Origin of the sequence: Chitinophaga pinensis DSM 2588 (assembly GCF_000024005.1) — a bacterium.
Classification (GTDB): Bacteria; Bacteroidota; Bacteroidia; order Chitinophagales; family Chitinophagaceae; genus Chitinophaga; species Chitinophaga pinensis.
This window is the reverse complement of sequence record NC_013132.1, coordinates 346,849-359,668: the sequence shown is the minus strand read 5'-3', so window position 1 is coordinate 359,668 and position 12,820 is coordinate 346,849. Positions and strand designations below refer to the sequence as shown.

The window sequence follows — 12,820 nt, the reverse complement described above, 5'->3', positions numbered from 1 at the left end:
GTGGGGAAGTTGGGGCTTAGCGGTTAGATTTTTGTAAACATTATATATCTTGTCCAAAGATTCCTACGTTATGAACAAGCGACTGTTTTATGTATCCTTACTGATCATATCCTGTATCCTTATATTTTCCCGATGTGTCCGTAAGGCGCCGGAAAGTAACAGCGCTGATATCAGGGGAAAAGAGTTTGCCGGAGCGACCACCTGTGCGAATTGCCACCGTCAGATTTACGACTCCTATATGCATACAGGACACTTTAATACTTCTGCTCCTGCATCCGCTGGAACGATCAAAGGCAGTTTCGCCGCCAATGGCAATAGCTTTTCCTATAGCAACGGGATCCGGGTAGCTATGGAGCGCCGGGACAGTGGCTTATTCCAGACGGCCTATGCGGACAGTACTTTACAGGAGATACACCGTTTTGACATTACCATAGGATCGGGTAGAAAAGCGCAGACTTTTCTGACCTGGAGTGCCGGCAGGTATTTTCAGTTACCGCTTTCCTGGTTTGTGCCAGCTGACAGCTGGGCGAATAGTCCTGGTTTTCCTCCCTCCTATCCAAAGTTTGACCGGATGATACCCAGTACCTGTTTTGGGTGTCACAGCTCCGCTGTAGGCATTAAAGACGTGCATATGGAAGGACGGCATCTGTCAGAGGAGTTTGAAAAGAATCAGCTGGTATACGGTATTGACTGTGAACGCTGTCATGGGCCTGCTGCTGCACATGTGGCTTTTCATACTTCCCATCCGCAGGAGAAAAATCCCATGCATATTACAAAGGTCCGTTCCTTACAACACCAGCAGCGACTGGATATGTGTGCTTTGTGCCATTCCGGTTTAGGAACGCCGCAAAAGCCCGCTTTTGCCTATAAGCCCGGAGATGCCTTGTCAGATTATTTCTTCCCTGACTTTACCCGTCCTACCCGGGCTGCCGAACTGGATGTACATGGGAAGCAATACCAGTTGTTCACCGCCAGTAAATGTTTTGTGAAAAGTAATGATATGACCTGTTCTACCTGTCATAATCCGCATAATAGTGAGCGCAATCAGCTGGCGACATTTTCACAGCGTTGTATGAGCTGTCATCAGGCAGGGCAGCCTACTTTCTGTAAATTGGAAAATATATCGGCGGAAGTGTTGTCGAAGAATTGTATTGATTGTCATATGCCGGCCCTGGCATCCGGTAAGATCACGCTGCTGACCAACGGAGAGAACAGTCCTACGCCTGATTCCATGCGTACGCACCTCATTACGGTATATCCTGAAGAAGCAAAACGGGTATTGGCCCGGTTTAAATAGCCGTATGACCAGTATCTTTCAGCATCCTGTTGAGGCTTCTCACAGAAATGCCCAGGTATTCGGACAGGTCTTGTTTAGTGAAATTGATCTGTTGCGATTCAAGGGTATTCAGCAACTGGGGCAGAATTTCTGCCAGGGTATATAATTGATGCCGGGAAGCCTTTTCAGAGATCCGCATGACACGATTGACCAACTGCTCCAGCACTGCCATATTAAAAGCCGGGATGGTTTCCAGGAAATGCCTGAACTGGGTACTGGTAAGCGCATATACGGTCAGCGGGGTAATGGCTTCTACCGTACAACCAGCCGTTTTATGGCGTATCGCCTCTATTTCCCCCAGTAATTCTCCTTCTCCCAGAAAGTCGAGTATATAATCCTTCTCATTCTCTTCGGTCATAAAACATTTAATAACGCCTGACTTAATAATATAGACATTCTGCAATGTCTGATCCTGCATGATCAGTTTTTGTTTTATATCGAGATGGCGGAGTGTAATGGCGCTTTTTGTATGCTCTCCTGCGGAGAGTTCTTTCATCAGTTGTAATAGCGCCAGGTTTGTCTTGATCATAGCCGTAAAATGGGACAAATGTCCCAAAAATTGTATCAGGACCGTTTAATTTCGATCCTGAACATTAAGATAATACGCTAACATATGAAAGTTTTAGTTACCGGGAGCGCCGGACATCTTGGTGAGGGGTTAGTCCGTACGCTACAGGCACGTCGTTATGAAGTAACCGGCATAGATATACAAGCGTCTCCGTTTACAACATTTGTAGGTTCCATCACAGACAGGGAGTTTGTTAAAACTTGTCTTGAGGGGATACAGGCAGTGATCCATACCGCTACTTTACATAAACCGCATGTTGCCACACATAGTAAACAGGATTTTATTGATACCAATATTACCGGTACGCTGCACCTGCTGGAGGAATCAGTTGCTGCCGGTGTGGAAGCCTTTGTTTTTACCAGTACGACAAGTGTATTCGGAGATGCATTGGTGCCACCACCAGGTACGCCTGCGGCCTGGATTACTGAGGAAGTGACGCCGGTACCCAAGAATATATATGGTGTGACCAAGGCCGCCGCTGAGGATATTTGCCAGCTGTTTTACCGTAATCACCAACTGCCTTGTATCGTACTGCGTACTTCCCGCTTTTTCCCGGAAGAAGATGATAATAAAGGAAGAAGGAATGCTTTTACAGATGGCAATCTGAAAGCCAACGAGTACCTGTGCAGACGAGTGGAGCTGGAAGATGCCGTTGAAGCGCATATACTGGCCATTAAACGGGCGAAAGCCATTGGTTTCGGAAAATATATTATCAGTGCCACATCGCCTTTTATGCAGGGGCATACACCTTATTTACGCAGTAATGCCGAATGGGTGGTGCAGGGCGTCGTACCGGCATTTGTACAGGAATACGCCCGCAGGGGCTGGCGGATGTTCAAAGAGATAGACAGGGTATATGTCAACGAAAAAGCGAGAAAAGAGCTGGGATGGGCGCCTAAATACGATTTTGCTTATGTGGTGGAACAGTTAAAAGCTGACCGTGATTTCAGGAGTCTGCTAACGCGGGAGGTAGGTGCGAAAGGCTATCATGCAGAAACATTTGAAGACGGACCTTATCCGGTATAGACGGGGGAAGGGGACAAAAGACGATATCGTTCTTTGTCCCCTTTTTTAGAATGGCGGGTTCTGTTTCCCCGGTGGCATGCTGTTGTAGAATGCTGTAGCAAAGAAAGGACATCTGGAAAGTTTAAAATTGTAAAAAAGCGAACAGCGTCAGATTCCCGTCGTATTTTCTAAAAGAGCAGGTTGGAGGAAGCGGGAAGGCGTAACGCCCGAAAATGCCTTGAATTCCCTGATGAAATGGGCCTGATCATAGTATCCACACTCATAGGCGATGGAGGTCAGGGATTCCTGCGCTTTTCTGACCAGGTCCAGGCTCTTATTAAAACGCCTGATATTGAAAAAGCGCTTGGGTGTGATGCCAATACAATCGAGGAATAATTTCTGGATATAACGGGCTGATACACCGTGTTGCAGGGCCAGTTGTTCTATATCAGGTCCGTCCCCTCCTGTTCCGGCATAGCGGCATATACTCTCCACCAGAGAGATCTGGGACAGGTTCTTTTGGGATTTAATGAGTTGCCGGACGAGGAAGCCGTCCAGTATGCCGATCTTCTGTGCCAGGGTACGCTGGTCCATCATGCGGGCATGCAGATCGACTGTATCTGTCTTAAAAACGTCTAAGAGGTCTACTGAATCATCTGTAAAATCAGCGATCCGGTTAGGGAAGAATAAGCCTGTCGCATGAGGATAAAAGCGGGTGACCAGCAGAGTGGTTTGCTTTCCTGCGATAATCCGGGCAGGCGCCGTCAACTGACCAAGTACTTCCACCGGAGGCATCCCGATATAACGGTCATTCAATACAGAAACAACTTCTCCTTCCGAGATATTAATGGCCAGTTCCAGGTAGCCGCTGGGGTAAATAGCATCGTTGATACTTTGCTGATCCGTGGCAAAGACCCAGTAATACTTGATATAAGATTTTAAGATGTCGGAAGGGAGAAATGTCTGCATTTCCATTCCTCTAATTTACTAAAATGGCGGCAGTGTGCCTATCTACTCCGTTAGTGCTACGTTCCTGATCGAAGCATTAACGGAGTAGATAGAGGATAAGAACAATGTAATACACGGAATTGACAGTATTTACTTCGGTATGCGATATTTTAACTTGGGTATCCAATTTCGCGACTTCAGTCAGATTGGACGGGCGGGTCTGTCGTTTATGAGGCAAATTGCCTCATAATTATTAAACGGAACCGATCATGACAAAAAAAATGCATTACGTGTCACAGCTGTATAAAATAGGTAAATTGCTGAAAATCGTTAAAGTTGTACTGTCTGTTTTATCATTAGGCACGTTTTATCTGATATGGGAATCATTGACAAGGCCGGTATCTCACCGCGTTGCTGTCAACTAAGATATCAATGGATAGGGCAGCCGATAAACAGTCTGATCTAATTAGATATTATGGCTGCATCCAATTATAAGTTTTTAAGATTATATGGATATCCTATCTTTTGCCTGCTGACAAACCTGATCTTTTTCCTGATCAACCCTTACGAGCGTACGTTCAACGCCTGGAGACAATTCACGGTGCTGGACTTTTTTATCAATAGCCTGATTTCCCTGCTTTTCCCACTGGCAGTGATAGAAACAGGTATATGGCTGACTTATTTCCTGAACCAGCGTCTGCACTGGAAACGGAATATGAAAATGCGTTTCATCGTACAGCTGATCGCGCACATGACGATTGTGCTGTTGATTGTGAACCTGTTCTTTCGCATCCCATTTCCGGCCAAATTTGCCTTCAACCAGCTATTATACCGGCAATCTTCCATTACCGGGATGATCTTCTGCCTGGTGATTACTTCCATATTTGCCGCGGAATACCTGGTATTCCGTCTGAACAATGCCCGGATCGAAGCCTCCAAGTTAAGCGAGCTGGCTGTACAGGCACAGCTGGATGCATTGAAACTACAGTTAGACCCTCACTTTCTTTTCAATAATTTAAGTACCCTCACCTCCCTTATAGAGGAAAACCAGACTTTGTCCGTTAATTATGTGGTAAAGCTATCCTCTATTTACCGCTATATGATGAGTAATCGTACACAGAATACGATTGCTGTTGCGGTAGAGCTGGATTTTATCAAAAATGTACTGTTTCTGCACCAGACCCGGTACGGACAGGCGATCCGTGTGAATATTGCTGCGGAAGTGGAAGGATGGCAGGGGGAAATCGCACCGCTGACATTGCAATTGCTCATAGAAAATGCGATTAAACACAACCAGTTTTCAGGAGATGCGCCGCTGATTATCGATATTTACCTCCAGGAAAAGAAGTGGCTGGTAGTCAGGAATAACAAGAAACCGAAGCGGGTGAAAGAGCCTGGTGCGCAACTGGGACTTAAGAACATCACACAGCGTTACGTGCTGTTGTGTGGAAATAAACCACTGATAGACGACGGCCCTGATTATTTTGAAGTAAAGATACCATTGCTGAAAATAAATACGAAAGACGATGTTGAGCATATTGATCATTGAAGACGAATTACCGAACGCGGCACGGTTGAAAAAACTGTTGTTGCAGATAGACAGGAATATTGAAATCGTTGGTGAGATACAGACGGTGGAATCAGCAATCAGCTGGTTAAAAGAACACGAACATCCGGATATCATCTGTATGGATATTAAACTGACGGATGGATTAAGCTTTGAGATATTTGATCATGTGACTATAACATCGCATGTCATCTTTATTACTGCATATCATGAATACGCATTGAAAGCGTTTGAGGTGAATGGTATCGATTATTTACTGAAACCATTGGAGGAGGCACAACTTGAAAAAAGTATTGCGCGTATCAAAAACCTGGTGAACTTATCTGTGGCGCCGAATCTGCAGGAAGTGATCCGGAAGATGCAATATAAAGAAGTGGCATATCGTACGCGCTTCCTGGTGTCTTACAGGAATATGTTTATTCCGGTGATGGTGCATCATATTGCTTACTTCTTTTCCGAACATAAATCTGTGTACCTGGTTACAGAACAAGGGGAACGTTATGTCATTGATCAGACCCTTGAAGAGCTGGAACAGGAGTTAAATCCGAAAGAGTTCTTCAGGGCAACGCGGCAGTATATCGTCTCTGCCGCCTCTATCCGGAAGATACATCAGACTTTCAACGGGAAGCTGAAACTGGACCTGCATCCTCCGGCAGAGGAAGTTGTTGTGAGCAGAGAAAAGTCTATTGCGTTGCGGAAGTGGCTGAGTTAAGCGCCTTAAAAGAAATGATAGTATAGGGATAGCTGAATACCTATCCAACGTTGATAATCATTTTGGGTACCAAAGCGTTCGCTGATGGTGTATGGTGCTTTCCCATATCTGAACTTTCTCTGCTCGCCCAAATTTTCAAATATAGGTGGAGGAATATGATCCGCCTTTTTTCTCAGATCATTATAATGCACCTGTGCGTGCAGGGACCATTTTTCAGAGAATGTTTTAGACCATCCCAGGCTATAACGGTTCAGTCTTTCCTTCAGATGGATATCGTCTATTCCCAGGCTATCTGGTACATCATATTTTATTGTGCCGGTAGTAAAGGTGATATGCAGTTGTTGTGTTTCGTTGAGTTTTACAGGAATGCCGGCACCCCAGCGGAACCTGCCTCCATAGGATGTATACCCGTAAGAAGCGATGCCGTACAGATATCGGAAGCCTGTTATCATCGATACATTGCCATATAATATTTCATCTGCACTCAATCCTGCTTTCAGGTATGGTTTGTACCAGTTTACTCTTCCGTCATCATTGTTATTGCTGCTGGTTGTAGCAGCAGGTTTAATGGTGCTGTTTTCCTTCGTGCTGATAGTCGTAGTAGCTATTATTGTCTTGGTATTAGTGCCTGCAGATGTTATACCGGTTGTTGATCTGCTTGTTTTTTTAACCACAGACATTTTATAGTTAGCGCCTCTTTTCCTGAAATGAGGGCCTTGCTGTGTTTGTGCGAGTGTGTTCAGTGTTACACTGGTGTCACTATTAGTAGTGGCGACGGCAGATAGGGCGTGTAATGTTAATGCATCGGTGTTCTCAGTGCTGGTTTCTGTTAAGTTTCTTCTTGTAGCACTCTCCGCAGGACGGGTATTCTGGTGATTAGGAGCGCTCGGCGCAGGTGCTGTTTTGGGGGCTTCTGCTGCCAGGGAATTGCGTTTTGCATCACCGGTGCGGGTATCCATAAACAGGATGTGATCGCCGATGATCTTGTAGCTCAGGTTGGCCTGCTGCTGCACCTGTTTTAATATGTTGGCTAATTGCCAGTTGCCGGCACGTAGTGTGATACGTTTTTTCAGTGAGGAGTTTTGCATGTTGAGTGAATACTCCAATCCTGTTTGTTTTGCAATGATTTTAGCGAGTGTAGTGATATCGATGGGGGATGTGTTGATATTAACAACTGCTTTGTCGTATTGCTGCGCGTACAAAGGTGCTGAGAAGAACAGGGAGATAATACAGTGTAGTATATAATTAGTTCTCGGTGGTGAAGTGGATTTCATTTGTTTCGGGTTTACGGGTGTATTGAATGTTGAGGGTGGTGGCAATCACTTCGAGCACATAATCCAGGGTTTTGTTGTCGAAGTTGCTGGATATTTTCAGGGAAGCGATTGCAGGTTGATCGATGATAATGTTTGTCTGATACGCTTCAGTAAGGGCTTTGCAAACAACAGACAGGTCTTCGTTTTCAAAGTGGAATACACGGTCATATCTTATACGCTGGTCTTTTTTGCTGTAGACAGCTGTTTGTCCGCCGGCAACGGGCAGGGTATCACTGATGGTATACATCAGGATCTTCCCTGTCAGCATCTTGACCAGTATACATGTATCATCTTCTGCTACATTAAAAGCGGTACCAAGCACTTTTATCTGTAGACCGCCGGCGGTGATGATAAAGGGTTGTGCTGCATTACCGTGGATGTCAAAACCGGCCTTCCCTTGCAGCGATACATTCCTTGCTGGTGTTGCAAATGTTTCAGGATAAGTGAACGTACTATTAGCCAGTAGTATTATGCCGGAGCCGTCAGGCAGTTTCAGCTGTCTGGTTTCATCCGCTGTGGTAGTTACTGTATGCTGGCGTACAGGTCGTAACAATATAGCGGCGCATATGATGATACCGGTCAGGACAGCAGCCGCCGCCCAGGTTGCGATATGAATACGTTGTGGGCGAGTACGTTGAGGCAGGGGCTGCATTTGCTGCCATGCGGCAGTTGCATCCTGCATGACATAGGGAAGAGCGCTCGTTGCGTTCCAGGCAGTACGCAGGGCGTTAAACTCTTTGTTATTGGCGTTATTACGGCCTCTCCAGTCGTCAATGGTCATGGCTTCTTCAGGAGAGGCTTCTCCGGAGAAATACCTAGACAGGAGTTCATCTGTCACATTCATATTTTTAGCTTTTTGTGCCATACTTAGTGAAAAAGATTTTTCAGGATGGAGATCAGTTGTGCACTGATAATCAGCCAACTGAAAGTTCGTTCGGACAGGATTGTTCTTAACGTGCGTAATGCCCTACCCATCTGTGCTTCTACTGTCTTTACAGAAATTTGCAGTTCTGCTGCTATCTCGTTATAACTTTTTTCTTCGAATCTGCTTTTAAAGAATATCTCCCGGCATCGTTCAGGCAGGGCCTTCATGGCTTCGAGAACTTCTTTTCTCATATCGGCAAAGACGATCTGCTGTTCGATATCAGTTATGCCGGTGGATGATATACCGGATGCAAACCTGTCGTAATGCTTCTTCCGGATCTTACTGCTTTTGATATGATTCAGGCAGTGATTGTGAGTGGCTGCGTAGAGATAAGCCCTTACAGATTGCCGGATCTGCAGGCTTTCTCTTTTCTGCCATAGCTGGATAAAAACTGCCTGTACTGCATCTTTCGCCTCGTCATTATCTTTCAGGATCGTATACGCATAGTTGTGCAACACCTCAAAGTATTCAAGGAAGTACTGCTCAAGTAAGGCACTGTCTGTTTTAAGGTCATTTAGTGGTTCCAATGTGCCGTAAAAGTGTTTTACCCGAAGGTAGACAATGCACAAAGAGACGCACCCTTACGCGGGTTGAAAATTTTTTTTAATTGGATAAGTAGGTAGATACATGAAATATGAAGGCACGCCTGGAAAGGTAGACGGATGAATTTTTCCTGTACATAAGGGTAACGCCTTTTTGAGATTGTCAACGTACAGACCCCTCATTTCCTAGTTCAGATAAAGAGTAATGGTAGTAGATGCCCATTCCTCTATAATGTAATAGTCTGACCATAAAATGGCGGCTTTCATTGAATCTCAAAACATATACGGGATGGAATTTTATATTCCGTCCCCTTTCTTTTTAACTGAAAGTGAGCGTTTTGTGTTACGGCGGTTAGGCAAAGGGTATGGGGGAAGAATGATGATGATGAATATTTTGACCTGCTGGCGAATACCTGATAACAAGGGGCTGTATTGACGGCGTCTGGGGATACGGGGCCTGTTCCATTTTTAATGGACTTTGTTCTATATTCGGGGGATAATTTGATATATCCTGTACCGTACGCATTTATCCCGGTGAATATCGCATATCCCTATAACTTAAACATCAAGTATGACAAGAGGAATTCTACTATTTTTTATCAGCATTGCCGTAGCAACTACTTCATTTGCGCAACAGGACTCTACCGTTGCCGACAAAATTAAACTGGAAAGAGACCAGCAGTTAAAAGAGCTGAATGACAAACTGAAACTGAATGAGGGTGAGATTAAAGTACTAAAAACCGAACTGTCCGGACTGAATGACAAGGAAGCGAAGCGCAAAATGACGGCCATGGAAAATCTGCAGGTAGCACTGGACAGCAGACTGGCCATATTAGAAAAAACGCCGAAAATCAGGGTTGGTCTGAATGGTCAGCTGGCATTTACAGAGTTGCTCAGTATACAGCGTGATGTGCAGCCGGCGGACTTGTTCTTAGCCTCACAGCAGTTCTTCACACAATTGGGTGCTGTCAGCAATCTTCAGCAATACAAGGATTTCAACGAATGGAAGACAGAATATGAGAACTGGTATTCAAAAAAAGGGCGTGGCGATCAGATGTTTGACTTTCTGAACTCCTCGCTTTCACTGGTGACCAATGCTGCCAATAGGGTGCCTTTATATGGTTCTCTGGTGCAGACGGTATCATCTGGTGTGAATACCCTGGTCATGTCTTTCGGTAAAGAGAACAGAGAATTGAAAGGTAAAAGCCCTTCCATGCTGCGATTACTCAACGTGGCCAGTCAGTTTGAGCAACAGAAATCAGTGATCGACTATGAGTGGACGGCCATCACCAAAGAGCTGAATCAGTTGCAGCAGGAGAATCAGGACTTGCTGAGCCAGCAGTTGTCTTATTATGGTCTGGACAGCGAGGGCTATAAAAGAGAGTATTTATCTACTACACTGGACCGTAAAAGAGAACAGTATAAGAATGATTGCCGCTTATCTATTGCCCGGAAAATACAGGCAATGGAGGCGGATAGTCTGATGAAAGGAAAGTGGTCAGGCCAGGTAGAAACGTTTATGTATAAGGTACAGTCGCTGCGTATGCGCTTCGGACAACTGACTGCGCGTATGATGATCAATATTGACAGGTACAATGAGCTGATCACTGATTATTCAGACAGCAATAAGTTCCCGACTGAATTCACCACAAAGGTTGGCGAACTGAAGGAGAAGCTGTCTTTTGTGAAGAAGACCTTCGGCAATTCCTTTAATCCGGCGAAATATATTGAAGATTCAGCGGTAATGTACATAGGAAGTAATACTGCTGAGACGGGGATATAAGGTATTCTTTTACCTTTGCAGTATGTCGCATCCGTTACGAGTACATATAGAGTCTGTCTGTAAGCTGACAGATGAGGAGTTTGACTATATCTTGTCTCACTTTACGCCTGTGAAGTATAAGAAACATAGTACGCTGGTACGTGAGGGTGATCTGGTGAAGCATGAGTACTTTGTGTTGAAGGGATGTCTCAGGGCGTATATGACAGAAGCCAGCACGGGGAAGGAGTTTACTTATCAGTTTGCTGCGGAAGGATGGTGGATTTCAGAGCGTGAATCGATTGTCAAACAGATCCCTGCGAATACGGCTATTGAGTGTCTGGAGGATTGCCAGTTATTGTCGCTTTCTGCAGAGAACCGGGATAAACTGGCGAGGGAGATGTGGAAATATCAGCATTATCTGCTGACTAAGTCAAGTCTGGGTTATGTGGCTTTACAGAAAAGGCTGCAATTGTTGATTATGGGCAGTGCGAAGGAAAGATTTGAGAATTTTGTACGACAGTATCCGCATTTATATAACCGTATCCCGAAGATGCACATTGCTTCTTTCCTGGGAGTGTCCCGCGAGACCATAAGCCGTTTATACCGGAAATAACGGCACATTTGTCACAATTTTTAAGTGACAAAGGTCCTTCTACAGGGACGTGTACAGCAGGAAATTTGTGCTATAAATTTTAAAGCAATGAATTTTCTGCGAACATTTTCCCTGAGAGGAGTATTGGCATTATTACTACTGAGCGGCATATTATCTGCGAAAGCACAAATAGCCGGTTCACCGGCGCAACCGGGATATTACAGTATGCAGTTGGGAGATTTCCGTGTCATAGCGCTTTCAGACGGTACCATTCCCCTGAATATGCATACCATGTTACATGAAACAAAGAAGGGGGAGATTAATACATTACTGCAACAACACTATCTTGATACGGTAGTGGAAACCTCTATTACCGCCTATCTTATTATGAAGGGTGATCAGCAGATCCTGGTAGATGCCGGTTCTGGTAGTTTCCTGGGGCCAACACTGGGTAAACTGTCATCCAGGCTCGCAGCCATCAACGTAAAGGCGGAAGACATTGATGCGGTATTACTGACGCATCTGCATGGAGACCATGTCGGCGGATTGATCAATGAAGGTAAAGTTGTCTTTCCGAATGCGACACTTTATATCAGCAAACCGGAGGCGGATTTCTGGTTGACAGCAGCGAATAAAGCGACTGCCAATAAAAGAGCGCAACCGTTCTTTGATCTTGCCCAGATGACGATTCAGCCTTATCAGCAGGCAGGTAAAGTAAAGACTTTTGTGCCGGGTCCACAGTTATTACCCGGTATTTCAGCGATGCCCGCTGTAGGACATACGCCAGGACATAGTTTTTTTGCACTGGAAAGTAAGGGACAAAAACTGGTTTTCTGGGGAGATGTGATTCATGCCGGTGCGATACAGTTTGCGGATCCTGGGGTAACGATTGACTTTGACGTAGACCTGGTGGAAGCTGCGGCTATCAGAAAGCAGACTTTTGACGATGCTGTGAAACAGGGATACTGGATTGCGGCGCCACATTTATCATTTCCTGGTATCGGTCATCTGAGATATGTTGGGAAGGAGTATGAGTGGATACCGGTGAATTATGCGGAGATATTTGCGGGTAAGTAAGATGGATGTAATATTAATAAAAGGTGATGTTCTTAGGAGCATCACCTTTTTTATTTTATTAAATAGTGTGTGGTTTCCTGAAAAGTTTTAACACTTTTGTGTAGTAATTACGGTCCCCGGTGCGTTATTTACTAACTAGTTAAGTGTTTAAATGTAAATTATGAATAGTCAAGAAAAAGTTATTATTTTACATTGAACTATGCCAGGATATTAAACATTGTTGCCCAGAATGACATTAACCTATACGTCTCATTGTTTCCTTCATTAAGCACAGAAATACGGTGTATTTAAGACGCCGGCTTCTTCTGGTTAACATTGGAAAGTCATGATATGTTTGTTCGTAACGTAAATGCGATTTTAAGGAGAACTCCCTGTACCCGGTAATTGCAGCCGTTATATGTCTTTTAGCAATCGAAAAAAATCCGGCCTGTTTGCCAGAACAATTTTGTAAACCTTTAAGATTGCTATGCCCT

13 protein-coding genes are annotated in these 12,820 nt (G+C 44.8%); 8 read left to right on the top strand and 5 right to left on the bottom strand.

The window, feature by feature from the left end; genetic code table 11:
- Positions 1–70 precede the first annotated feature (70 nt).
- Entirely contained in the window at positions 71–1,297 is a 1,227-nt protein-coding gene (locus CPIN_RS01545) for a multiheme c-type cytochrome (protein WP_012787988.1), read from the top strand.
- Here CPIN_RS01545 and CPIN_RS01540 read toward each other — a convergent pair.
- Entirely contained in the window at positions 1,290–1,865 is a 576-nt protein-coding gene (locus CPIN_RS01540) for a Crp/Fnr family transcriptional regulator (RefSeq protein WP_012787987.1), read from the bottom strand. The genes CPIN_RS01545 and CPIN_RS01540 overlap by 8 nt on opposite strands.
- 84 nt (positions 1,866–1,949) lie before the next feature.
- On the opposite strand from CPIN_RS01540, the gene CPIN_RS01535 reads away from it, so the two are divergent.
- Positions 1,950–2,930, top strand: a complete 981-nt coding sequence (locus CPIN_RS01535; RefSeq protein ID WP_012787986.1) for an NAD-dependent epimerase/dehydratase family protein — start codon at positions 1,950–1,952, stop codon at positions 2,928–2,930.
- 147 nt (positions 2,931–3,077) lie between these two features.
- On the opposite strand, the gene CPIN_RS01530 is transcribed toward CPIN_RS01535, so the two are convergent.
- Positions 3,078–3,884, bottom strand: coding sequence for a helix-turn-helix transcriptional regulator (locus tag CPIN_RS01530; protein WP_012787985.1), 807 nt, complete (start codon positions 3,882–3,884; stop codon positions 3,078–3,080).
- Between the two features lie 242 nt (positions 3,885–4,126).
- Between CPIN_RS01530 and CPIN_RS38855 the strand changes: the two genes are divergently transcribed.
- From CPIN_RS38855 to CPIN_RS01520, 3 genes are read left to right on the top strand one after another with little or no spacing between them, the layout of a single operon-like run.
- Entirely contained in the window at positions 4,127–4,282 is a 156-nt protein-coding gene (locus tag CPIN_RS38855; RefSeq protein WP_012787984.1) for a hypothetical protein, read from the top strand.
- Between the two features lie 50 nt (positions 4,283–4,332).
- Positions 4,333–5,406, top strand: a complete 1,074-nt coding sequence (locus CPIN_RS01525; RefSeq protein WP_012787983.1) for a sensor histidine kinase — start codon at positions 4,333–4,335, stop codon at positions 5,404–5,406.
- Entirely contained in the window at positions 5,384–6,136 is a 753-nt protein-coding gene (locus CPIN_RS01520; RefSeq protein WP_012787982.1) for a LytR/AlgR family response regulator transcription factor, read from the top strand. Before CPIN_RS01525 ends, CPIN_RS01520 begins: the two co-directional genes overlap by 23 nt.
- A 5-nt stretch (positions 6,137–6,141) precedes the next feature.
- Here CPIN_RS01520 and CPIN_RS01515 read toward each other — a convergent pair whose 3' ends face one another.
- The 3 genes from CPIN_RS01515 to CPIN_RS01505 are packed head-to-tail and all read right to left on the bottom strand — an operon-like array spanning position 6,142 to position 8,901.
- Positions 6,142–7,410 (bottom strand): hypothetical protein, encoded by a 1,269-nt coding sequence (locus CPIN_RS01515; protein WP_012787981.1) that lies wholly within the window; start codon positions 7,408–7,410, stop codon positions 6,142–6,144.
- Positions 7,382–8,314 (bottom strand): FecR family protein, encoded by a 933-nt coding sequence (locus CPIN_RS01510; protein ID WP_012787980.1) that lies wholly within the window; start codon positions 8,312–8,314, stop codon positions 7,382–7,384. Before CPIN_RS01510 ends, CPIN_RS01515 begins: the two co-directional genes overlap by 29 nt.
- Positions 8,315–8,316: 2 nt before the next feature.
- Positions 8,317–8,901 carry an RNA polymerase sigma-70 factor gene (locus tag CPIN_RS01505; protein ID WP_044217612.1) on the bottom strand — a complete coding sequence of 195 codons (585 nt, stop codon included), beginning with the start codon at positions 8,899–8,901 and terminating at the stop codon, positions 8,317–8,319.
- A 586-nt stretch (positions 8,902–9,487) separates the two neighbouring features.
- Here CPIN_RS01505 and CPIN_RS01500 point away from each other — a divergent pair.
- From CPIN_RS01500 to CPIN_RS01490, 3 genes are all read left to right on the top strand, one after another.
- Complete coding sequence (locus CPIN_RS01500; RefSeq protein WP_012787978.1) at positions 9,488–10,699, top strand: hypothetical protein; 1,212 nt, start codon at positions 9,488–9,490, stop codon at positions 10,697–10,699.
- Positions 10,700–10,721: 22 nt separating this feature from the next.
- Positions 10,722–11,291, top strand: coding sequence for a Crp/Fnr family transcriptional regulator (locus CPIN_RS01495; protein WP_012787977.1), 570 nt, complete (start codon positions 10,722–10,724; stop codon positions 11,289–11,291).
- An 87-nt stretch (positions 11,292–11,378) separates the two neighbouring features.
- Complete coding sequence (locus tag CPIN_RS01490) at positions 11,379–12,347, top strand: MBL fold metallo-hydrolase (protein WP_012787976.1); 969 nt, start codon at positions 11,379–11,381, stop codon at positions 12,345–12,347.
- The last annotated feature ends 473 nt before the right edge of the window (positions 12,348–12,820 follow it).

What these genes read in the sequence shown, in the direction of transcription:
- CPIN_RS01540 (WP_012787987.1), bottom strand. Translation starts at nt 1,865, where the DNA reads ATGATCAAGACAAACCTGGCGCTATTACAACTGATGAAAGAACTCTCC.
- CPIN_RS01490 (WP_012787976.1), top strand. Translation starts at nt 11,379, where the DNA reads ATGAATTTTCTGCGAACATTTTCCCTGAGAGGAGTATTGGCATTATTA.
- CPIN_RS01510 (WP_012787980.1), bottom strand. Translation starts at nt 8,314, where the DNA reads ATGGCACAAAAAGCTAAAAATATGAATGTGACAGATGAACTCCTGTCT.
- CPIN_RS01530 (WP_012787985.1), bottom strand. Translation starts at nt 3,884, where the DNA reads ATGGAAATGCAGACATTTCTCCCTTCCGACATCTTAAAATCTTATATC.
- CPIN_RS01535 (WP_012787986.1), top strand. Translation starts at nt 1,950, where the DNA reads ATGAAAGTTTTAGTTACCGGGAGCGCCGGACATCTTGGTGAGGGGTTA.
- CPIN_RS01515 (WP_012787981.1), bottom strand. Translation starts at nt 7,410, where the DNA reads ATGAAATCCACTTCACCACCGAGAACTAATTATATACTACACTGTATT.
- CPIN_RS01525 (WP_012787983.1), top strand. Translation starts at nt 4,333, where the DNA reads ATGGCTGCATCCAATTATAAGTTTTTAAGATTATATGGATATCCTATC.
- CPIN_RS01500 (WP_012787978.1), top strand. Translation starts at nt 9,488, where the DNA reads ATGACAAGAGGAATTCTACTATTTTTTATCAGCATTGCCGTAGCAACT.
- CPIN_RS01545 (WP_012787988.1), top strand. Translation starts at nt 71, where the DNA reads ATGAACAAGCGACTGTTTTATGTATCCTTACTGATCATATCCTGTATC.
- CPIN_RS38855 (WP_012787984.1), top strand. Translation starts at nt 4,127, where the DNA reads ATGACAAAAAAAATGCATTACGTGTCACAGCTGTATAAAATAGGTAAA.
- CPIN_RS01520 (WP_012787982.1), top strand. Translation starts at nt 5,384, where the DNA reads ATGTTGAGCATATTGATCATTGAAGACGAATTACCGAACGCGGCACGG.
- CPIN_RS01495 (WP_012787977.1), top strand. Translation starts at nt 10,722, where the DNA reads ATGTCGCATCCGTTACGAGTACATATAGAGTCTGTCTGTAAGCTGACA.